Origin of the sequence: Nonomuraea sp. NPDC048892, from assembly GCF_040649735.1 — a bacterium.
In the GTDB taxonomy this organism is placed as follows: Bacteria; Actinomycetota; Actinomycetes; order Streptosporangiales; family Streptosporangiaceae; genus Nonomuraea; species Nonomuraea maheshkhaliensis.
This window is the reverse complement of the sequence record NZ_JBEZFZ010000003.1, coordinates 157,798-179,403: the sequence shown is the minus strand read 5'-3', so window position 1 is coordinate 179,403 and position 21,606 is coordinate 157,798. Positions and strand designations below refer to the sequence as shown.

The 21,606-nt window shown below is 73.1% G+C and carries 14 protein-coding genes and 1 pseudogene; 10 read left to right on the top strand and 5 right to left on the bottom strand.

All coding sequences use genetic code 11. The annotated features are described in order from the left end of the window. Positions 1-153 precede the first annotated feature (153 nt). The gene (locus AB0C28_RS10555; RefSeq protein WP_357844816.1) at positions 154-1,041 is read left to right on the top strand and encodes an NAD(P)-dependent oxidoreductase; all 888 of its coding nucleotides are present in this window, start codon (positions 154-156) and stop codon (positions 1,039-1,041) included. 137 nt (positions 1,042-1,178) lie between these two features. Here the strand turns inward: AB0C28_RS10555 and AB0C28_RS10550 are convergent, their stop codons facing one another. Then, a complete protein-coding gene (locus tag AB0C28_RS10550) occupies positions 1,179-1,811 on the bottom strand; it encodes an HAD family hydrolase (protein ID WP_357844819.1) in 633 nt (210 codons plus the stop codon). Positions 1,812-1,916: 105 nt separating this feature from the next. Between AB0C28_RS10550 and AB0C28_RS10545 the strand changes: the two genes are divergently transcribed. Beyond that, positions 1,917-3,206, top strand: coding sequence for an MFS transporter (locus tag AB0C28_RS10545; protein ID WP_358073676.1), 1,290 nt, complete (start codon positions 1,917-1,919; stop codon positions 3,204-3,206). A 110-nt stretch (positions 3,207-3,316) separates the two neighbouring features. Here AB0C28_RS10545 and AB0C28_RS10540 read toward each other — a convergent pair whose 3' ends face one another. Further along, positions 3,317-4,528 carry a hypothetical protein gene (locus AB0C28_RS10540; RefSeq protein ID WP_357844825.1) on the bottom strand — a complete coding sequence of 404 codons (1,212 nt, stop codon included), beginning with the start codon at positions 4,526-4,528 and terminating at the stop codon, positions 3,317-3,319. A gap of 68 nt (positions 4,529-4,596) precedes the next feature. Between AB0C28_RS10540 and AB0C28_RS10535 the strand changes: the two genes are divergently transcribed. After that, entirely contained in the window at positions 4,597-5,952 is a 1,356-nt protein-coding gene (locus tag AB0C28_RS10535) for a citrate synthase (protein WP_357844828.1), read from the top strand. 139 nt (positions 5,953-6,091) lie between these two features. Here AB0C28_RS10535 and AB0C28_RS10530 read toward each other — a convergent pair whose 3' ends face one another. The 3 genes from AB0C28_RS10530 to AB0C28_RS10520 all read right to left on the bottom strand — a co-directional run bounded on the left by AB0C28_RS10530 (position 6,092) and on the right by AB0C28_RS10520 (position 11,925). Beyond that, positions 6,092-9,409 carry a chromosome partitioning protein ParA gene (locus tag AB0C28_RS10530; RefSeq protein ID WP_358073675.1) on the bottom strand — a complete coding sequence of 1,106 codons (3,318 nt, stop codon included), beginning with the start codon at positions 9,407-9,409 and terminating at the stop codon, positions 6,092-6,094. Between the two features lie 78 nt (positions 9,410-9,487). After that, positions 9,488-10,729 carry a hypothetical protein gene (locus AB0C28_RS10525; protein WP_357844833.1) on the bottom strand — a complete coding sequence of 414 codons (1,242 nt, stop codon included), beginning with the start codon at positions 10,727-10,729 and terminating at the stop codon, positions 9,488-9,490. Next, on the bottom strand, positions 10,726-11,925 hold the full coding sequence (locus tag AB0C28_RS10520) for a hypothetical protein (protein WP_357844836.1): 1,200 nt from the start codon (positions 11,923-11,925) through the stop codon (positions 10,726-10,728). The genes AB0C28_RS10525 and AB0C28_RS10520 overlap by 4 nt, the downstream gene beginning before the upstream one ends. Positions 11,926-12,162: 237 nt before the next feature. Here AB0C28_RS10520 and AB0C28_RS10515 point away from each other — a divergent pair, with 237 nt between their 5' ends. From AB0C28_RS10515 to AB0C28_RS10485, 7 genes and pseudogenes are all read left to right on the top strand, one after another. After that, the gene (locus AB0C28_RS10515) at positions 12,163-14,304 is read left to right on the top strand and encodes a hypothetical protein (protein ID WP_358073674.1); all 2,142 of its coding nucleotides are present in this window, start codon (positions 12,163-12,165) and stop codon (positions 14,302-14,304) included. A 14-nt stretch (positions 14,305-14,318) separates the two neighbouring features. After that, positions 14,319-15,395: a MoxR family ATPase gene (locus AB0C28_RS10510; protein WP_357844841.1), complete on the top strand. Its 1,077-nt coding sequence runs from the start codon at positions 14,319-14,321 to the stop codon at positions 15,393-15,395. 10 nt (positions 15,396-15,405) lie between these two features. After that, a complete protein-coding gene (locus AB0C28_RS10505) occupies positions 15,406-16,533 on the top strand; it encodes a DUF58 domain-containing protein (protein WP_358073673.1) in 1,128 nt (375 codons plus the stop codon). A gap of 167 nt (positions 16,534-16,700) precedes the next feature. Continuing rightward, on the top strand, positions 16,701-19,007 hold the full coding sequence (locus AB0C28_RS10500) for a DUF3488 and transglutaminase-like domain-containing protein (protein ID WP_358073672.1): 2,307 nt from the start codon (positions 16,701-16,703) through the stop codon (positions 19,005-19,007). A 3-nt stretch (positions 19,008-19,010) separates the two neighbouring features. Further along, a pseudogene (locus tag AB0C28_RS10495) lies at positions 19,011-19,969 on the top strand (winged helix DNA-binding domain-containing protein). A 58-nt stretch (positions 19,970-20,027) separates the two neighbouring features. Next, positions 20,028-20,603 carry an RNA polymerase sigma factor gene (locus tag AB0C28_RS10490; protein ID WP_357844853.1) on the top strand — a complete coding sequence of 192 codons (576 nt, stop codon included), beginning with the start codon at positions 20,028-20,030 and terminating at the stop codon, positions 20,601-20,603. Beyond that, a complete protein-coding gene (locus AB0C28_RS10485) occupies positions 20,596-21,414 on the top strand; it encodes a hypothetical protein (RefSeq protein WP_358073671.1) in 819 nt (272 codons plus the stop codon). Before AB0C28_RS10490 ends, AB0C28_RS10485 begins: the two co-directional genes overlap by 8 nt. The last annotated feature ends 192 nt before the right edge of the window (positions 21,415-21,606 follow it).

The following is a 21,606-nucleotide window of genomic DNA, read 5'->3' as shown; positions in this document are numbered from 1 at the left end:
AGATGGCGCTGAGGGCTCTGCTCTCGGGGCGGTGCCTGCGCTGGTCGCGTAGGGGCTCCAGCGGAGCGCGCCACGAGGCCGTTCGGGGGAGATGACCTTCGTGCCGGGCGCGCACTACGCTGGACCGGCCGAGAGAGCAAGGGAGCGGTCATCATGCGCGTCGTCGTCACGGGAGCCCACGGCAAGGTGGGCAGAGCGGCCGTCAAGGCCCTGGCCGAGGCGGGTCACGAGGTGACCGCCACCGACCTCACCCGCCCGGTCTGGGAACGCCACGACCCGGGCACCCCCCGCTACGTGCAGGCCGACCTGACCGACGCCGGGCAGGCGTTCGCCGTGACGCACGGGGCCGAGGCGGTCGTGCACGCGGCGGCGATCCCGGATCCCACCTCCAACCCGGCGCAGGTGGTGTTCCAGAACAACCTGATGTCCACGTTCAACATGATCGAGGCGGCGGTGCGGTTCGGCGTGCCGCGGTTCGTGAACATCTCCAGCGAGACCGTGCCCGGGTTCTTCTTCCCCGAGCGGCCGTTCCTGCCCGACTACGCGCCGGTGGACGAGGAGCACCCGATCCGGCCGCAGGACCCGTACGCGCTGGCCAAGCACTTCGGCGAGCAGCTCATGGACGCGGCGGTGCGCCGGTCGGACATCAGGTGCATCTCGCTGCGGCCGAGCTGGGTGCAGCACGAGGGCAACTACGAGCGCAACCTCGGGCCGCAGGTGCGCGACGCCTCCGTGGTGGGGGCGGGCCTGTGGAGCTACATCGACGTGTACGACCTCGCGGACGCGATCGTGCTGGCCGCCGAGTCCGAATTGCCCGGGCACGAGGTGTTCTACATCGCCTCGCCGGACAACGCGGGCGGGCACGACTTCGCGGCCTCGCTGCTGCGGTATCACGGTGACCGGATCGAGCTGCGGGCGCTGGCCCGTCCGGACGCGTCGGGCATCTCCTGCGCCAAGGCCCACAGGCTGCTGGGCTGGACCCCGAAGCGGTCGTGGCGCGACTACCTCGACGAGAACGGCCACACCCGTAAGGACATGTGACAGGCCGTCCCGCACGGCCGTACTGACAGGCCGTCCCCTTACCTACGGTCGCGGCTTCGCCGGAGCGGCGTGTCCCCGGCCGCGATCACCGGCGGCCGGGGACGGACAGGGCGAGGGCCCTGAGTGCGAGCGTGGCGTCAATCGAGGGCGGCGATCAGGTCAGGGAGCTTGGCGGGTTCGTGGAAGAGGGTCGCCCCCAGCCCCTCCAGCCGGGACACCGGCGTGATGCCGCCGGCGAAGGCCAGGCAGCGCATGCCCGCGCTCATCGCCGCCGCCACCCCGAACGGGCTGTCCTCCACCACCACGCACCGCTCGGGCTCGGCCCCCATCACGGCCGCGGCGTGCAGGAACAGGTCGGGCGCCGGTTTGCCCCTGGTCACGTCCTCGACGCTGAACACGTTCCCGGCGAACCGGGCGGCCAGGCCGGTCAGTTCGAGGCTGCGGCGAATGGTGGCGTGGCGGCCGTTGGAGGCCACGCAGCAGGGGATGGTGAGCCGGTCGAGCGCCTCCTCGATGCCCTCGATCGTGCGCAGCTCGGCCTTGACGGCGGCCACGTAGTCGGCGTTGAGCTGCTCGCGCCAGCCGGGAGGGGTCCGGCCGATCTGCTCAAGCCAGTACTCGTTGGTGCAGCCGACGAAGCGTTCGGCGTACTCGTTCTCGTCGATCGTCCAGCCCAGGCGCCGCAGTGCGGCGGTGCCCACGCGTACGGAGATCGGCTCGCTGTCCACCAGTGTCCCGTCGCAGTCGAAGATGACCAGCTCGACAGCCAAACTGTGTTCCTTTCCCCGAGTCAGCAGTGCTTGAAACGTAACATTGCGCAGGTGATAGCGTTCGCGTGTCACTGAACAAGACGCTAGTCCGCATGGTGAGACACGATGACGACATCCCCCCAGACGTCGGCGCCGAGCCGGTCGAGGATCGCGACCGCCAGCCTGATCGGCACCGCGATCGAATTCTATGATTTCTACATTTACGGCACCGCCGCGGCCCTGGTGCTCAACACCGCCTTCTTCCCCGAGATGGACCAGGTGGCGGGCAACCTCGCGGCGTTCTCGACGTTCGCGGTGGCGTTCATCTCGCGGCCGCTCGGCTCGGCCGTGTTCGGCCACTGGGGCGACCGGATCGGCCGCAAGTCCATGCTGGTCGTGTCGCTGCTGGTGATGGGATTCTCGACGGTGGTGATCGGGCTGCTGCCCGGCTACGCCTCGATCGGCGTGCTCGCGCCCGTGCTGCTGGTGCTGCTGCGCTTCACGCAGGGCATCGGCCTCGGCGGCGAGTGGGGCGGCGCGGCGCTGCTGGCCACCGAGCACGCGCCGCCGGGCAAGCGCGGGCTCTACGCGATGTTCCCGCAGCTCGGCCCGTCGGCCGGGTTCATCGTGGCGAACGGGCTGTTCCTCATCCTCGGGGAGACGCTGAGCGAGGGGCAGTTCGACAGCTGGGGCTGGCGGCTGCCGTTCGTGGCGAGCCTGCTGCTGGTGATCGTCGGCCTGTACGTACGGCTGAAGATCTCCGAGACGCCCGTCTTCCAGCAGGCCATGGACGAGCGCCGGATCGCCAAGGTGCCCTTCGCCGGCCTCATGCGGCACCAGTGGCGGCGCGTGCTGCTCGGCGCCGGCGCCATGACGATCGCGTACACGCTCTTCTACACCGCCACCACCTACTGCCTCGCTTACGGCACCGGCACGCTGCAGATCCCCAGAACCACGATGCTCGCGCTGACCATGATCGGGGTGGTGTTCATGGCGGCCGGCACGGTCGTCTCGGCCGTGGTGTCCGACCGGGTGGGCCGCCGCCGCACGCTGATCACGGGCACGGTCGCGGCCGTGGTGTGGGGACTGGTGATGTTCCCGCTGATGGAGACGCGCTCGGTGTTCCTGGTCGGGCTGGCGCTGGCCGGGGCGCTCGCGATCATGGGGCTGGTCTTCGGGCCGATGGGCGCGTACCTGCCCGAATTGTTCAGGACCGAATACCGCTACAGCGGCGCCTCCACCGCCTACAGCCTTGGCGGCGTGCTCGGCGGCGCGGTGCCGCCGCTGGTCGCCACCGGCATGCAGGCGGGCGGGCTGGGGGCGATGGCGGTCGGCGGGTACGTCGCCGCGATGGCCGTGCTGAGCCTGCTCTGCCTGCTCGCCCTGCCCGAAACCGGTGACAGCACCCTGCGCTGACCGGCAGCCGTCGAGCCCGCGCTGACCGGGCTCAACGGCCACGGCACTTCGCGTTGACAGGGCTCAAGGGCCGAGTGACGGCAGCGGCACTTCGCGCCGGCCGCCGGGCCTCAGTAACCGGGGAACAACAGGGACAACTCGCGCGGGTGGGCCGCGATCAGGCGTAGCTCGTCATCGGTGAGCGGCCTCCCCGTCATCGCATTACAGAGCTGAACCAGGCGGAACGACAGGTCCTCATCGGCCACCTCGGCGCCGAGCCCGTCCATGACGTGCCGGAAGCCTGCCTTGCCGCCGTACTCGCCGGTCAGCACCACCCGGCCCGCTCGCGCGTGCCGGTCTTCGGGGAACGGGCCCAGCGACGCCTCGTCGTACAGCTCGTAGTTGCCGTGATCCTTCAGCGCGCCGTCGGCGTGGATGCCCGACTCGTGCGCGAACGCGTTGCGCCCCACCCCCACCTGGTTGTACGGCAGCGGCTGCCCCAGCGCGTAGCTCGCCCACAACGCGAACCGGCGCGCCCACGACAGATCCAGCGGGTCGCCGATCTTCGCGTCGAGGCCGAACGCGTGCCGGAACGCCAGCACGGTGGACAGCAGATCGGCGTTGCCCGAGCGCTCGCCGACGCCGTTGACGCAGGTGTTGATCCACGCGTCCTGCCCGGCGTCGAGGTCGCCGAGCGCGCCCGACACCGAGTTGGCCACCGCCATGCCCAGGTCGTTGTGGCAGTGCGTCTCGACCGGCATCGCCGCGCCCGAGGCCAGCCTGGCGAAGCGCTCACGGATCCGTCCGGGTGAGTCGCCGCCGATGGTGTCGCAGTAGCGTACGCGGTCGGCGCCTGCCTCCTTCGCCGCCAGCGCGAACTCCAGCAGGAACCCGTCGTCGGTCCGCGAACCGTCCTCGGCGTTCACCCCGACCGTCAGCGCCCCCGCGTCCTTGGCCACGCGGACGGCGGCGGTCATCTCTCTGATGATCTCCTCCCGGCCCAGCCGGCCGCGGAACTTGTTCTGGATCATGTAGTCGGACGTCGAGATGGACAGGTTGTAGTGCTTCAGCCCGAGCGGCGCCGCCTGCTCCACATCCTGCGGCACGCCACGGCACCACCCCGACAACCGCAGCTCCCCGAACACACCCGCCTCGGCCAGCGCCACCTGCGCCCTGACGTAAGGCGCCTCGTGGAAGAGGAACGGGAACCCGATCTCGGACTGCGCGACCCCGAGCTTGGCCAGATAGAAGTTGACCATGGTCTTGCCGAACTTCGACAGCCCGGTGCGCGCGGTCTGCACGCCGTCCCGGTTGGTCACATCGAGGAAGTGAACGTTAGGCATGCCCCCACGTTGACATGCCGGTTCAAGATGGATCAATATTGACTTTCGTCAACTATGGAGGCTGTCGGGTGGCGGAGTGGATCGACGCGGCCACGGCGTCGGAACGGCTGGGCGTCAAAACCGCGACGCTGTACGCGTACGTGAGCAGGGGTGTGCTGCAGCGGCGGCACGGCGAGGACGGGCGGCGCAGCCTCTTCTCCGCCGAGGAGGTCGAACGCCTGGCCCGCCGCGGCCGCCCGCGCAACCAGCAGCCGGAGCTGGTCATCGAGTCGGCTATCACGGCACTCGGGGTCGACCGGCCCTACTACCGTGGCCTCGACGTGCTCGGCCTGGCGGGAACGGCCCCGTTCGAGACGGTCGCGGAATGGCTCTGGACCGGCGACCGCACCGTCTGGCCCACCACCCGGGCGACTCCCGTGGACGATCTGCACGCTTCTACCGCCGTCCCGGACATCTCAGCCACCGCGAAGGCCCCGGCGGCCCCGGCCGTCGCCACCGGTGGCTCGGGCACTTCCACCGACGATCCGGGCATCCCGGTCGTCTCATCAGGTGGGCCGTCATCCGAGGCGTGGCGGTGTGAGCCCGAGGCGCTGGAGGCGGCCGTCGCCGCTCAGGGCGGGCTGCCCGCCGACCTTCTGCCGCTCGACCGGCTCCAGGTGATCACCACGGTCCTCGGTGCGTCCGACTCCCTCCGCCACCAGCTCGACCCCGCCTCCGTCGCCGCCACCGGCCGCCGCATGATCGCCGGCCTGGTGGACGCGCTGCCCCAGCTCAGCGAGCCCAGCGGCGACTCGATCGCCGAGCGCCTGTGGTCGCGCCTGTGCCCGTCACCCGCCACGCCCGCCCTGCTCACCGCCCTCGAAGGCGCCCTGGTCCTGCTAGCCGACCACGAACTGGCCGCCTCCACACTCGCCGCCAGGGTCGCCGCCTCCGCCAAGGCCGACCCGTACGCCGTGGTGCTGACCGGCCTCGGCGTCCTGGGCGGCCCGCTGCACGGGGGCGCGTCGTACGGCGCCGAACGCCTGCTGGCCGAGATCGCCGAACCGCACCTGGCCGCCCGCGCCGTCACCGACCGGGTACGGCGCGGCGAACGCATCCCCGGCTTCGGCCACAGCGTCTACAAGAACGGCGACGCCCGCGGCGCTCTGCTGCTCGACCTGGTCAGAACCGCTGCCCCCGATCATGGGCGCGTCGCCGCCGGTGACGCCCTGCTGGCGGAGATGCGCCGTCGCCGCCTCCCGGACCGCAACATCGACTTCGCCCTCGCCGTCCTCACCGCGGTAGCCGGCATGGTGAGCGGCGCAGGCGAGGCGATCTTCGCGGTAGCCAGGGCGGCAGGCTGGCTGGCCCACGCAATGGAGGAATACACCCGCGGCTCCCTCCTCCGCCTCCGCGCCTCCTACACCGGCCCCCCAACCAAGTAAACGCCCGCAGCACCGCGCCCCTGCAGTGCTGCGCCGGGCACCTGAAGCGCCTCGGTCCCGAAGCGCTGGGCTCCCGCAGCGCCGCGCACGGGACCTGCCTCGGTCGCTTCGTGACCCGAGGCAGGGGCGACACGCGTGGCTATGCCAGGGCGGGAGCGCTTCGGTCCACGTATGACGAGAGAGCCCGGACGCGTTCGGCGTGGTGGTCGTGGCCGACGATCACCGGGGGCTCGTTGTACGGCATCGCGTCCGACGAGCGCCGCAACTTGATGTACTGCCCGCAGGCATCGATCGCGTACGGCTCCATGTCGTCCTGCAGCGCCCCGATCACCGTGATCCCGTACGTCTCGCCGATTCGCCTGAACAGCGCCACCGCCTCCCTCCGGTGCTCCTTGCCCAGGTTGCGGCCCAGTTCGTCGAGGACGAGGCACAGGTGGCCGCCCCCGGACGAGGCGATGGCCGCCGCGCACACCAACTTGACGGCCTTCTCGTCCATGAGCGCCGTGTTGGCCCGCCGGTTGTACGGGACGAACCCCTGCCCCTCGCCCCGCCGCCACTTCGGCGTCACCCGCCACTGCCAGCGCTGCTCGGGATCGGCCGGAGCCGGCGGGACCGGGAACTCCAAGGTCGCCCCGTAGCCGCCGTAGGAGGTGTCGAGCTTGTCGAACTCCTCGGCCACCCGCGTGAGCCGCGCCTTGATCGCCGCCGTCAGTGCCGCCCGGTGCACGGCGGTCGACTGGGCCGCCTCCTCCGCGCCCCTGGCCGCCGCCGCCAGGTCGCGCTGGCGGGAGCCGACCTGCGCCTCGATCTGGCGGCGCTGGTGGCGTTCGTACTCCTCCTGCCCCCGCAGATAGGACGCCAGCGCCCCGCACACGCCCGCGAACGTCGCCTGCTCGCGTGCCGTGCTGCCCTCCCGCTCGCTCAGCAGGAACCGCAGCTCCTCAGGGATCTCCGCCTCCTCCTCGGGGAACGTGTCGCGCAACGCCTGGTCGAGGTGGCGTTCGGCGACCCGCCACCACTCCTCGGCGGCACGCGGCCGCTCCTCCTCGGGCAGCGCCGCCAGCCACTCGCGGGCGGTCTCGATCGTGCCTCCCCAGTCGGCGGCCAGCGCCGCCAGCTTGAGCGCCTCCCGCTCCGCGCCGACCTTCGCCTCCAGCCCGCGCGCCTGCGCCCGCTCGGCCTCGTGCCGCTGCCTGCGGCCCTCCAGCCGCTCGATCTCCATGTCCCTGGTACGGGCGCGGAAGTCGAGCGAGCCCGCCTGCCGTTCGAACTCGGCCACCTTCGGCGCCAGCTCCTCGATGGCCGCGTTGAGCTCGCCCAGCCTGGCCCGCCGCTCGGCGAGCTTCGCCTCCAGCTCGGCCAGCCGCACCCCGGCTCTGGCGCCCTCCAGCCGCCGCTGCGCCCGCGCGACCGACTCCTCCCCGTCGTGCACGGCCTGGGCGGCGCTCTCCTGTACGTCTCTGGCCCGGTTGAGCCGCTGCTCGGCAGCCTTGATCCGGGCCTCGCGCCCGGTCGCGACCCCGTCGAACGCCCCGACGACGCTCACCCCGGCCGCGCTGACCAGCACGGACCCGGGCAGCGCGGCCAGGGCGGCAGCGGCGGCGTCGAGCTGGGCGGCGTCCACGATCACGGCGTGCTCGTTGGGCCAGCCACGCAACTCGCCCAGCGCCCCGGTCATGGTCGTGGTCCCAGTTCCGGTCCCGGCCTGCCCCTGCGATTTGCCGTAACGCGCCTTGAGCGCCTCCCCGAGCGCCTGCCCCTCACCGGCCCCGCCATCGGCACCAGCAGCACCGCCGCCGGCATCGCCATCGGTACCGGCACCGGCATCAGCGCCCGCGCCACCATCTGCGAGGGCGCCCACACCGCTACCGGCGAGGCCACGACCGGTGAGGCCGGCTCCCTGCGGGGTGTGGGCGGCGTCGCGGGCCTGTTCGGCCACGTCGAGGGCGTCGAGCAGGCCGGTGGCGCCGATGCCGGCCGCCGCCAGCGCGTTGAGCTGGGCCGCCGCCGGGCCGCCCTCGGCGTCGTCGAGCGCGGCCTGGGCCGAGGACACCTCACGGTCGGCCACGCCGAGCGCCTTGAGCGCCTCGTTGAGCCGCAGCCGTACCTCGCCCAGCTCCCGCTCGGCCGCCGGCACATCACGCCCGTCGGCGAAGCGGCGCGTCTCCTCCAGGGCCGGGATCAGCCCGCGCAGCTCGTCGGCGGAGTTCTCCGCCACGGCGCGGTCGGCTTCGAGCTTGGCCGCCCGCGCCTGCATCGCCGCCAGCTCCTTGCGGGCCTGCGACACCTGCCGGTCGAGGGTGTCTTCGCGCAGGGTGGCGATCTCGGCCTTGACCATGGCGATCGACTCGGCGGCCGCCTCACCCGCCGCGCGGTGCCGGTCGAGGTCGGCGGCCAGCGCCTCGTCCTTGCCGGCCGCGTCGGCCAGCCGGCGTGCCTGCCGCCCGCGCCAGCACCTCAGCGCGTCTGCCAGCCGGACCCTGGCCTGGTCTCTGCGGTCGAACGTGGACAGCAGCGCCTTCGACTCCGCCTCGAACTCCGCCAGCCGCTCGGCCGCCTGCGCCGCCCGCACCCGCTTGGCGTGCTCGTCGCGGCGGGCCTCACGCTCCTGCTCCAGCTCGGCGTCCAGGCCGGTGAGGGCGGCGATGGCCTCGAAGACGCGCTCGGGCGAGATCTCGTTGAGCGGCTGGGAGAGCAGGTTGGTGGCGACCTTGCTGCGTACGGACGTGGACAGGAACGACACGCACCTGACCCGGTCGCCGTAGAGCACCTTGGTCAGGTCGCGGGCCACGACGTCGCGCCGCCCGGCCGACTTCGGCAGTGACGCCCAGATCTCGTCGGCCCGCGCCACCCGCTCGGCCTCGGACGGCGACGCCGCCAGGTGCACCCCCTCCCGCCAGCGGATCTCCAGGTGCGGCGCCTCCTGGTTGACCTTCAGCCAGACGGTCAAGGCCCCGCCGGAGGTGTCGGGCACCTCGAACAGCTCTCCGTCACCCGAATCGGCCTCCTCGAACAGCTCTCCGTCGCCCGAGCCGCCCGCGTCCGAGGAAGCATCCGAGCCGCTGCCGGCCGCGGAAGAAGCCGAGCTCGGGGGAGAGGCGTCCTCCTGGGGCGCGTCACCGAAGCCCTCCATGCCGGGCGGCCCGAAGACGCCCACGATGTATCCGTGGTCGGCGCTGGCCCACTGCCGGGCCCCGGCGCCGCTGGCCAGCTCGGCGTTGAAGAGCAGCTCCGACACCGCCTTGGCGCCGGAGGCGAAGCGCCACTGCTCGTCACCCAGCAGCGCCGTGATCGAGGCGATGAACGACGACTTGCCCGCCCCGTTGGAGTCCTTCGGCCCCGCGCCCGCCACCACGATGAGCGTGCCGGGGACCGTCGGCACCGGATGGGTCGACAGCCGCGAGATGTTGACCGCCTGCACGGCGATCAGCACCCGGTCTCCGACGACGTTCTCCACCTGCGACACCTGAAACCCCCGTTGTCCTTCCATCCGCATTGAAAACCAACAAAAGCCACTACAAGGCTGCGAGAGCCGTCACTTCGCCGATCTACGCGCCAGTACGGCCGCCGCCAGCGGCGTGTTCGGCCCCGCCGCCAGGATCAGCTCTTCCTGCAACCGCCGCCTGGCCGCCGGCGTGAGCCGGTGGAACTGCGGCCCCGGCACGTAGCCCCCCGCCTCCTCGCCCGCCTTGACCTGCCCGATCAGCCCGGCGTGCCGCAGCGAGCGCAACGCCGCCTCCAGCTCGCCGATCGGCAGCTGGGTGTGGCGGCGCAGCTCGTCGACCGGGGTCGGGTGCGGCGACAGCCAGGAGTCCTCTGGCAGCAGCCCTTCGGCGCGCGGGATGGCCACGGAGTGCACGAGCACGAGCGTCAGCACCGCCCGCTCGCTCACGCCCAGCCGCGTGCTCTCTCCCTCGAAGCCGGCCAGCTCGGCGGCGACGGCGTCGTCGTAGCCGGAGGTCCAGCGCTCACGGTGCTGGATCAGCGTACGGCCGCGCCTGGACAGCATCTCGCCCAGCGTGTGGCGCAGCGCCGGATCGCGCAGGGCCGCGAACCGCACCTCCTGCACCGGCTCCGCCGCGTGCTCGACCACCATGAACGCCGCCACGAGCTCCGCCCGCCGCCGCTCGTCGTAGCCGCTGAGCAGGTCGTCGAACTCGGCCGCCCCGCCCTCGGCCCGGCCCCCTGCCCCGGCGGGCGCTTCGGGGTGCGGGACGGCCGCGGCCACGATGTCGGCGTCGCCGACCACGGTCAGCTCGGGCCGCTCGGGCTCGGGCAGCCGGCGTACGAGCTCCTGCAGCTGCGCGTGCGACTCCACCGGCCACAGTGCGCACCTGGGCCCGAGCAGCACCACGCCGTCGTCGACGACGATCCAGGCGGAGTCGTGCAGCCGCCGCAGCGCGCCGCGCGCCCAGTTGCGCATCAGGTCGTCGGTGCGGCCGATCAGCTCGCGGTAGGTGTCGAGCACCAGCTCCACGGGGGCGGGCTCGCCCGGCCACGGATCCACCGACTGGTCGCGCCAGCAGCACTTGAGCACCGCCGCCAGCACCCGCCTGGTCTCCCCGGACCGCTCCACGGAGACGGGCGGCACCTGGTGCTCGTCGAGGAGCGACGGCGTCACCCCGTCGGGCCACACGGGTACGGCCTCGCCGGTGGAGTCGGGCCTGGTCAGCCGGAGCATGCCGGGAGCCGCCGCCACCCCGGCCCCCAGCCGGGCCGGCCCGCCCGACCGCACCCGCGCGTGGGCGACGGCGTGAGCCCGCCGATCGGCGCTCATGAGACCCGCTCCAGGTAACCGTGGGAGAGCCACGCGGGCTCACGCTCAGGATCGACGCTCAGCCCGTCGGCCCAGGCCAGCCGGTAGGGCAGCTCGGGTCTCAGGTCGACGGTGGTGAGGTCGGCCAGCACCCGCCGCGCGGACGGCCAGTCGGAGCCGAGCACGTCGGCCAGCGCGACCCGGTCGGCCTCGCCCAGCAGTGACTCGGCCATCTGGGTCAGCCGTTCGAGCGCCGCGCCCGGCGAGGAGTCGAGCGAGGACTCGGGCCCGGGGTCGGGCAGGTTGGAACGCGGGGGAGTGGGCTGCGCGGGGGCGGGACGCGGGGCCTCGTCGACGGCGCGGGCGATGGCGGCCGGATCGTGCCAAGGCGCGGGCGCGTCGAAGACGAACCCGTCGAGCACCGCCGCCAGCCGCTCCCTGGACGCCGTCTGCGCGAACGTGCGCCACGTCTCCGTCGGCAGCAGCGTCAGGTTGCGCGTCGTGCCCGCCGAGTCGGCCAGGCGCCCGGCGGCGCGGCGGGAGGCGTCGCTGTAGGCGTAGATGGCCGCCCGCAGGTCGGTGCAGACCCGGTCGAGCTCCGGCCACCGGGTCAGGATCGTGCCGTGCAGGCTCTGCGCCCTGCGCGCGATCTCCTCGGTGCCCCACAGCTTGGGCGCCTGCTCGCGCAGCTCCTCGATGGTGCCCGTGGTGAGCGTGATCAGCTCCAGCGCCCACAGCCGGAACGCCCGCGCCAGGTTGAGCGCGCTCTGCCTGGCCTCCTCCATCGTGGTGCGCGGATCGGCGACGTTGAGGTCTTCGAGCGCGAGCAGCCGGTGCATCTCCGACTGCCCGCCGTCGTCCATCATCCGCCGGATGAACATCAGCCCCACCACACTCGTGAACGAGGCGCGGTAACGGAGCTGGTTGGGCTTGGGGAACACCTCGCGGATCGCGCCGAGCCCCTTGAGCACGCGCAGCCGGTTGTCGAACTGGTCGGCGGGATGGGCCCGGCAGGCGAAGCGCATCTGCTCGTGGGTCAGCCACTCCTCGCCGGCCTCCGCGAACGCCGCGAACAGCGTCTCGGCGATGTCGACCAGGGCGGGATCGTCGACCACTGCCCCGCTGTCACGGGCCAGCGCGGCGAACATGCGGCGGTAGGTCGACAGGACCGCCTCGTCGGTGAGGACGGAGTCGAGGGTCAGGGGCTGTTCGGACACGGGCACTAAGGTACGGCTTCACACCGACACTCTTGGCACGCCCGCACCGCGAGCCCGATCCGAGCCCGATCCGAGCCCAATCCGAGCTCAGTCCGCGCGCAGTCCGAGTCCAGCCGAACCACAGGTATACCAGCGAGTACGTACGCGTACGGGACGCCTGGGCGCTAGGGTGATGCCCGATAACACGGGGGCGAAACACTCAGTAATCGTACAAACCGGGGTGAGTGACGAGTGCGCATGCTCCGAGGCGATCGAGCCACGGCACTGGTCGCCGCCGCGCTGGCCGCGATCCTGGTCGCCGTGGCGGCGTGGCTGGGCGTGGGCGTGTCGAGCGCCAACCCCAAGCTGGCCGACGTCGGCGCGTGGCTCTGGACCAAGGCCAGCGGCAAGATCGTGCACGTCAACGGCCTGTCGGGCGAGGTGGACGGCTACCTCAACGACAAGGCCGGCCGTCAGCTGCGAGTGGTGCAGGACGGCGGCGACGTGCTGCTCGTGGACGACCGGACCGGTTACGTCAGCCGGATCGAGCCGAGCCAGCTCAGCGTGGCCCAGACCCGCGACTTCGGCGCGGCAGGCCTGCAACTGGCCGTGTCCGGTGGCACGGGTTACGCGGTCGATCCTGCGGCCGGCCGGATCCAACAGCTCGACCCCGCCACGCTCAACACCGTCGGCAACGCGCTCACCCTGCCCGCCCCGCTCGGCGCGGCCCGCATCGACGGCGGCGGCCGCCTGTGGGTGCCGGTCACCGCCAAGGGCGAGGTCGTACCCGTGGCCGAGGGCACGGCGGCGGCCCCGGTCAAGGTCGGAGAGCCCGGCGAGGAGCTGTCGGTCACGATCGCCGGCGGCCTGCCCGTCGTCGTCAACAGCCGCGCCGCCACCGCCACCGTCATCGGGTCCGACGGAGGCGTCGGCGAGATCACCCTGCCCAAGGGCGTCTCCCAGGCCGCCAAGGGCGGCGCGCTCACCCCCGCCGCCACCGAGGGCTCGCTGGTGCCGATCCTGACGCCCGGCGACTCGGGGCTGCTCGTGGTGATCGACACCGCCTCCAACGCCGTGCTCAGCACCAAGTTCAGCACCGGCGACCCGGCCGCGCTCGGCACGCCGCAGGTGCTCGGCACCAAGGTGTACGTGCCCGACCAGGCCAGCGGCTCCCTGATCGTCTGGGACAGCGCGGACGGCGGCCGACCCTCCACGCTCAGGGTGACCCAGGAGCCGGGCCCGGTGGACGTCTTCGTCAAGGACGGCCTGCTGTGGGCGAACGACGAGAACGGCGACAAGGCCATCGTCATCGACCCGGAAGGCCGCAAGCACGACATCCCCAAGGACGACTCCGACGTACCGGGGCCGACCAGCACCCCCAAACCCAAGCAGACGCCGCGCACCGACCCGACGCGGACCGACACCCCGCCCGAGACCGATCCCGTCGAGACCACCACGAGGGCCCCGGTGCCGCCGACGACGCGCGAACCGACGCGTGAGCCGACCCGAGAGCCGACCCGCGAGCCGACGCGGACGCCGACGCGGACGCCGACGCGGACCCCGTCCTCGACCCCCACGCCGAGCGCGCCGGCGCCGCCCGGCGGCGTCACCGCCAGGTCGGGGCCGGGCAAGGTGACCGTCACCTTCAGCCCGTCCGCGGGCGGCAAGGTCGACCGGTACACGCTCAAGACCTCCGGCGAGGGCAGGTCGGTGCCGCAGTCGGTGGGCGCTGACGGGCCGTACCGGTTCGAGTTCACCGGCGGGAGCTGCACAGGCGAGTACACGTTCACCGTGGTCGCGCACTGGCAGGGCGGCGAGGTCGAGTCCGAGCCGAGCGCGGAGGCCAAGCCCTGCGTGGCGCCCGGCTCGCCGACCGGATTCGCGGCCAAGGCCAGGAATCGCGGCGCGGAGCTCACCTGGAACGCCCCCGAGGGCGCCGACGACGCCACCACGTACGAGCTGACCGGCGCCGCCACGAACGACGCGATCAAGGGCACCTCGTTCACCGTCGAGGGGTTGAAGAACAACCAGAAGCACACGTTCAAGCTCAAGGCCAGGAACGCGGCGGGAGAGAGCCCCGACGTGGCCACCACCGAGGTGGACCTGGCCTACCCGAAGCAGCAGTACAAGAACGCCAGCAACGAGGACACCAACACGATCATCCGCACGACCCCGTCGGCCGGCGCGAAGGCGGGAACCATCCCGCAGAAGGAGTACATCACCCTGACCGTGATCTGCCAGGTCAAGGGAGCCTCGTACACCGACTCGTCCACCGGCAGGACCAGCGACATCTGGAACCGGATCGAGAGCCAGTACGGCAACGGCTACCTGAACGACACCCTGGTGGCGACTCCGGACGGAGGCTTCCCCGAGGGGCCCCTGTTCGAGTGCACCGACTGAGAAGGGGAACTCAGTTGAACCAGTACAACTACGGGGACCAGAACTACGGGGACCAGTTCGACCAGACCGCGCAGCCGTACCAGCAGCAGCCTCAGGTGCCGCAGCAGCAGGCGGCCCAGCAGGTTGCGCAGCAGCAGCCCGCGCAGCTGGCCGGGCAGTTCGCCCAGCGCTTCCAGCTGCTCGCGAGCAACATCGAACGCATCATCCGCGGCAAGCACGAGGCCATCGAGCTGGCTCTGGTCTGCCTGTTCGCCGAGGGGCACCTGCTGGTCGAGGACGTGCCGGGCACCGGCAAGACCACCTTGGCCCGCTCCGTCGCGGCCAGCGTGGACGCGGAGTGGCGGCGCATCCAGTTCACGCCCGACCTGCTGCCCAGCGACATCACCGGCGTGTCCATCTTCAACCAGGCACACCAGAAGTTCGAGTTCCACCATGGGCCCGTCTTCGCCAACATCGTGCTCGCCGACGAGATCAACCGCGCCTCGCCGAAGACGCAGGCCGCGCTGCTGGAGGTCATGGAGGAGCGGCGGGTCACGGTGGACGCCGAGCCGCATCCGGTGCCCAGACCCTTCCTCGTGGTGGCCACGCAGAACCCGGTCGACATGGACGGCACGTACCCGCTGCCCGAGGCCCAGCTCGACCGGTTCCTGATGAAGATCTCCGTCGGCTACCCGGACCACCTGTCGGAGGTCGAGGTGCTCAAGGGCATGCCGACGGGGCCGCAGGTCGAGCGGCTGCCGGTGGTGGCGCGCGCCTCCGACGTCGCCGGGATGATCGACTTCGCCTCGCGGATCCACGTCGCCGATCCGGTCTACGACTACATCGTGGCGCTGTGCGGCGCCACCCGTACCAGCCCGCACCTGCGGCTGGGCGCCAGCCCGCGCGGCAGCCTGGCGCTGCTGCGCGCGGCCAGGGTCAAGGCCGCCGCCGCCGGACGGCACTTCGTCGTGCCCGAGGACGTCAAGGCGCTGGCCGTCCCCGTACTGGCGCACCGCCTGATCCTCACCCCGGAGGCCGAGCTGCGCGAGGTCACCGCCGCCGCCGCGCTCGGCGAGATCCTCGCCGGGATGCCGGTGCCGCAGGCGGCCTAGGGTGCGGCTCATGGCGGTGCTGACGCCGCTGGGCCGGGGCACGCTCGCCGGCGCCGTCCTCCTGTACGGGGCGGGGTTCGCGCTCGGCTACCCCGAGCCCGTCGTGCTCGCCACGGGCGCCCTGCTCGCGCTGGCCGCCGCCTTGGCCTGGACCGCCCCGAAGCCGCGGCTGGAGGTGCACAGGGAGGTCACGCCGGTCAAGGTGCCGCGCGGCGAGGCCGCCGTCGCCGTCCTGAACGTGGCCAACCTCGGCGGCCGGGGCCTTTCCGGACTGCGCGCCCAGGACCGGATCGGGGCCGACGAGCACACCGTCGACCTGCCCAGGGTGCCCAAGGGGGCGACGCGGACGGTCTCGTACCCGCTGCCGACCGGCACGCGCGGGGAAATCCCGGTGGGGCCGCTCGCGCTCGTGCGCGCCGACCCGTTCGGGCTGACGCGCCGCGTCCGCTCGTACGGTCGCCCCGCGACTCTTCTGGTACGGCCCCGCACGGTCCCCCTGCCCGTCCCCCCGTCCGGCAAGGCCCACCACCTGGAGGGCCCCACCAGCGACAACGCGCCCAGCGGCACGGTCACCTTCCACACCCTGCGCGAGTACGTGGTGGGCGACGACCTGCGCCACGTCCACTGGCGGTCGAGCGCCCGCACGGGGACGCTGATGGTGCGCCAGCTCATCGACGCCAGCCTGCCGATCACGACGGTGCTGCTCGACACGCGGGGGCTGACGGAGCCGGCGGTGGACGCGGCCGCCTCGGTCGCGGTGGCCGCCGCCCGTTCCGGCTTCCCGGTACGCCTTCTCACCGACGCCGGGCCCCTGCCCGACACCCGGACGGACGCGGAGGCGGTCCTGGACCGGCTCGCGCTGGTCCAGGCGAGTGTTTCGGGGGGACCTTCCGGGGCCTCTCCCGGGGGCTCCTCCGGGGTCGCGGAGGCGCTGCGGACGGCGCGGGGTGGGGGATCGCTCGTGCTGGTGACAGGGGATCCGGTGGAGGTGGGGCGGGTCGCGGGGGTGCGGCGCCGCTTCGACCGGGTCATCTGCGTGTACGTCGGCTCCGGCCCCGCACCTGCCGCGCCGCCCGGGGTGTCGGTGGTGCGTGTTTCGTCGCTGGAGGAGTTGCCGGTGGCGTGGGGCACCCGATGACCGACCAGACCCTCGGCAGCCCACCTCCTCCGCCTGGCCGGCCGCCCGGACCCGTTCCGCCGCCCGGCCCTGCACCGTTGCCCGGTCCCGCACCCGGATACGGTCCACCGCCTGGCCCTGCACCCGAGTACGCTCGGCCGCCCGGCGGCGCGCCCGGGTACGGGCCCGTGGGCGGCGTACCCGCTCATGAGGCGACGCCGATGGGCGCGCCCGGCTCGGGCGGGCACGGACCCGGGACGGCACCGGCCGGTGGGCCCGGCGGTGGCGCGGCGCCCGGCGGCGTGGGCGGTGGTGAGCGGGCGGCGGGGTCGCGGTCATCGCGGCACGACCGTGCCGGGTCCCGTGGGCGCGCTCGGCGAGCCGCGTCCGGCGGTGACCGGCGCGCGGACACCCGGGACGGCGGCGAGCGGCGGGGGCGCGGGGCGGACGGGCCGGTGTGGCGGCGGGTGGCCGGGCTGGGGGTGGTGGCGGCGATCGCGGTGGTGGCCGGATGGGGGTTTCACCGGGTCTTCCCGTCGGACGGGCTGCTCCTGGCCGTCGTCCCCGCCGCCGTGGCCCCCGCCGTCGTCGCCGCCCTCGTCCACCGCCGCCCCCTCTGGCTGGCCCTGGCCCTCGACGTGCTGCTCTGGCTGGCCGGCACCGTCCCCCTCTACCAGGCCCTCACCCCCACGGTCCTGGCCGACGTGGCCGGCGCCTGGCACACGCTGCTCACCACCCTTCTGCCCGCCCAGCCGGAACCCCGGCTGCTGGTCCTCGTGCACACCCTGGTCTGGGCCGCCGCCACCATCGGCGCGGAGATCCTGACCCGCACCAGGACCAGGATCGCCGCCGCCCTGCCCGCCCTCGCCGTCTACGGCGTGGCGCTGCTGCTCGGCGTGGACGGCGAGGGCTCCAACCTCCCGGTCGCCGCCGCGCTCTTCGTCCTGATCGCCGCCCTCGCCCTCCTGCGCGACGGCCGTTCGCCCGTCTGGCTGCTCACCGGCCTTCCCGCGGCGGCCGCCCTGGCCGCGCTGGCGCTGGTCGCGGGCCCGCTGCTGCCGATGGCCGCGCAGCCGTACAACCCCAGGAACGACGTCGAGCTGCCGCCGCCGGCCCGCGTGGACAGCGTCAGCCCGCTCGACCGCGTCTCGGCGTGGCTGCAGATCCCCGACCGCGACCTGTTCACCGTCAGGGCCGACAAGCCGCAGAACTGGCGGCTGGCCGTGCTCGACCGGTACGACGGCGTCCGCTGGACCTCGGGCGCCCGCTTCCAGCCCACCGGCGGCCGGGTTCCCGAGGGTGAGTGGACGGGCGCGGCGGACGTCGTCCACCAGAAGGTGACCTTCGGCGGCCTGCCCGGCACCTGGTTGCCCGCCGCCGAACGCCCCGAGAAGGTCACCGGCGTACGCGGCCTGGCGGTGGACCCGGGCAGCGGCGCCCTGCTCGTCGCCGAGGGGAAGACGGGCAAGGGATTCGGCTACCAGGTGACCTCGCGGGTGCCCAAGCCGTCCAAGGAGGACCTGCTCGCCGCCACCCCCGTACGCGATCCCGCCCTGACCGCCTTCCCCGACGGCCCCCAGGAACGGCTGTTCCGCCGGCTCGCCCAGCAGGCCGTCAAGGGCGCCGACGCGCCGATCAAGCAGGCGTACCGTCTGCAGAGCTACCTGCGCACGAGCGCGAGCTACGACGTCACCGCGCCTCCCGGGCACTCGCTCAAGGGGCTGGAGTTCTTCCTGCAGACCACTCATCGGGGGACGTCGGAGCAGTTCGCGGCCACGTTCGCGCTCATGGCCAGGACTCTGGGGCTGCCGTCGCGGGTGGTCGTGGGGTTCCGGCCCGGGCAGGCGTCCGGCGGGGTGTACCACGTTAAGTCCGGACATGTCATGGCGTGGGCGGAGATCGAGTTCGAGGGGCTGGGCTGGCGGCCGTTCTATCCGACGCCGGGACGCAGCGGGGCCAAGGATGACCACGAGGTCGTCTCATCGGCGATCGAGGAGAGCGAGGAGCTGGAGGGGGAGTTCGCCAAGGGCGGCAGCGACCGGGCGCGGCAGTCCAGACCGCAGGCCACGCGGAACGGCGAGCAGGCCGATTCCGGCCCGCCGGCGTGGGTGATCGCGGCGGTGGCGGCGGGCGGGCTGCTGGTGGCGTACGCGGCGGTGATCGTCGCGGTGCCGTGGCGGCGCAGACGTGGCCGCCGCCTGGCACAGGAGCCGGAACGGCGGGTGCTCGGCGCGTGGCGGCAGACGTGCGACGACCTGGGGCTGCGGGACGAGCCCGCGCTGACGGCGGAGGACGTGCTGTCCCGCCAACCTGCCGACATCTCACCCCATCTTCGGCCGTTGGCCGAAATTTCGAACTTCGTCCGGTACGCCCCCGAAACCGGCACCGACGTGGCGGCCACCGAAGCCTGGCGGCACAGCGACGCCATCCGCCGGATCGTCCGCGCCCGAACCCCCTTCACCACCCGCCTGCGCGACCGCCTCCTTCTCCGTTAGCCCATGAGAAGCGTCGAAGCCCAGCTGCTGCACCGCCCTCCCGGATTGACGGCGGGCGAGATCGTCCGCCATCTGACGGCCGTCCAGGCCCAGGACATGCCCTCCGCCCAGCTCGCCTTCCGCGCCCGCTCCGCCACCCTCACCAGGGCCGACGTCGAGGCCGCCGTACAGACCCGCGAGATCGTCAGGACGTGGGGCCCGCGCGGCACCCTCCACCTCGTGCACGCCGACGACCTCCCCTGGATCCACGCCCTCACCAGCAGCGCCACGAACGCCACCCGCCGACTGGCGGAGGAGGGCGTCACCGGCGACGACCTGCTCGCCCTCATCGACCGCGCCCTCGCGGGCCAGGGCCCGCTCACCAAGGCCGACCTGGAGGAACGTCTCGCGGCCGGGCCCGCGGCCATGGCGTCGTGCACCTGGTGGCCCTGGCCGTCCACCACGGCCTGGCCGTACTGGGCCCGTCGCACGCGGGCAAACCCACGTACGTCCACACCGCCGACTGGCTCGGCGCCCCCGTCACGCCCGAGCCCGACCGCGAACGAGCCCTGAAGGAGCTGGCCGTCCGCTACCGCCACGCCCACCACCCCGCCGCCCCCGAGGACCTCGCCGCCTGGTCCGGACTCCCACTAGGCCAGGCCCGCGCCGCCTGGGCGATGAACGCGGCCCCCGCGCCTGTCCCACGTACAGAACCTTTCCTCCGGCTCGCCCCCGCCTTCGACGAATACCTGATGGGCTGGCGCGACAGGACGCCGAACCTGGCCGCCGAGCACGCGCGGAAGGTCTTCCCCGGAGGCGGCGTCCTACGGCCCGTCGTCCTGGTGAACGGCCTGATCGAGGGCGTGTGGACGCGGAAGGGCACGCGCGCGAGCGTGGAACCGTTCGGCGAACTCCCTGAGGGGGCGCTCGACGCGGAGATCGCCGACGTCCACCGCTTCCTCAGCGCGGAGACGGGGGCGTGAAGCCGAATCGGCGTATCGGGTGATTAGTCATGAGCACCGATACACCGGAAGGTTGCACATGACAGGGGAGAGCATCGCGGCCATGATGCCCTGGGCGGCCCGTGCGCCGGGCACACTGGCGGACGAGGCGAGGTTCGAGGCGGCGTTCGAGGCGCACTTCAGCGAGATCCACGCCTACGTCGCCCAGCGGGTCGGCCCAGACCACGCCGAGGACATCGTGGCCGAGACCTTCCTCACCGCGTTCAGGAAGCGCGCCCAGTACGACCCGTCCCGCGCGGGGGTGCGGGCCTGGCTGTACGGCATCGCGACGAACCTCGTCGGCAAGCACCGCCGCCTGGAGGCCCGCACCCTGCGCGCGCTCGCCCGCTGCGCCCCCGACACCGACGCGCCCGGGCATGAGGAGACGGTCGCGGTACGGGTCAGCGCCCAGAGCCTGCGGCCGGAACTGGCCGCCGCCCTGGCCGGGCTGGACCGGCGCGACCGCGACGTCCTGCTGCTGGTCGCGCTGGCCGGGCTCAGCCACGACGAGATCGCCACGGCGCTCGGCATCCCGTACGGCACCGTCTGCTCCCGGCTGAACCGGGCCAGAAGGAAACTGCGGGCCCTGCTCGGGGAGGTGGCCGTCCATGGATGAGCTGATCCGCGAACTGTACGGGACTCCCCGCGAGGACCCGCGGGCCCGGCACCGGGTGTGGCGCAAGGTGGCGGCCAGGCGCCGGCGCGGGCGGCTGACCTGGCTGGCCATCCCCGCCACTGTGGCGCTGACGGCGATCCTGCTGACCGTGCTCCCCGCCGGCGATCCGCCGCCGGCCCCCGGCCGCTCGATCCTGCTGACGGCCGCCGCCTCCGCCGCCCCCGCCACGTCCAGCGGCTCCGGCGGCTCCGGCGGCTCCGGTGGCTCTGGCGGCGCGTACTGGCACGTCAGGAAGCAGCGCGACGGCGGCCCTGAGACCGAGCTCTGGGTGAACGCGCAGGGCCGGGCGTGGACTTTTGAACGCGGCCGGGTCAGCCGGGTCACCGGCCGGTCGCCGTTCAGCATGGGCGGGCGCGGGATGACGTACGAGCAGATCCAGGCCCTGCCCGCGGAGGCGGGCGCGCTGAGCGACCACGTGGCCGCAATGTTGCCCGGCGGCTCACGCGCGCTGCTCGCCGACGCGCTCAGCGGCCTGCTGTGGACCAAGCCCTCGGCCCCCGGGGTGCGCGCCGCCGCGTACCGGGCCCTGGCCGACCTGCCCGAGGTCCACTACCTGGGGGCCGCCACGGACCCGCGGGGGCGCGGCGGGCAGGCGTTCGCCTACGCCCTGCCCTCCGGGGTCCGGCGCACGCTGATCATCGACCCGGCCTCCTCGCAGGTGCTGTCCAGCGCCGACAGCGGCCAGGGCGGCCGCTCGGAACTCATCCTGACCGCCGGCTGGACCGACCAAGGCCCGCCGAACCTACCCTGACCTCCCTTCCACCCGCCTCAGCAGCCCTCTACGTGGACCTCGCACGGGTGACCCCGGCAGGGCCGGATGGACCGGCACAGGCGACCCCGGTAGAGGGCGGGTGACCCTGGCAGGGGGCTGGATGGACCCGCACAGGCGACCTCGGCACGGGGCCGGCCCTGCGCAGGGTTGGCCTGCGTGCATATCCCGAAA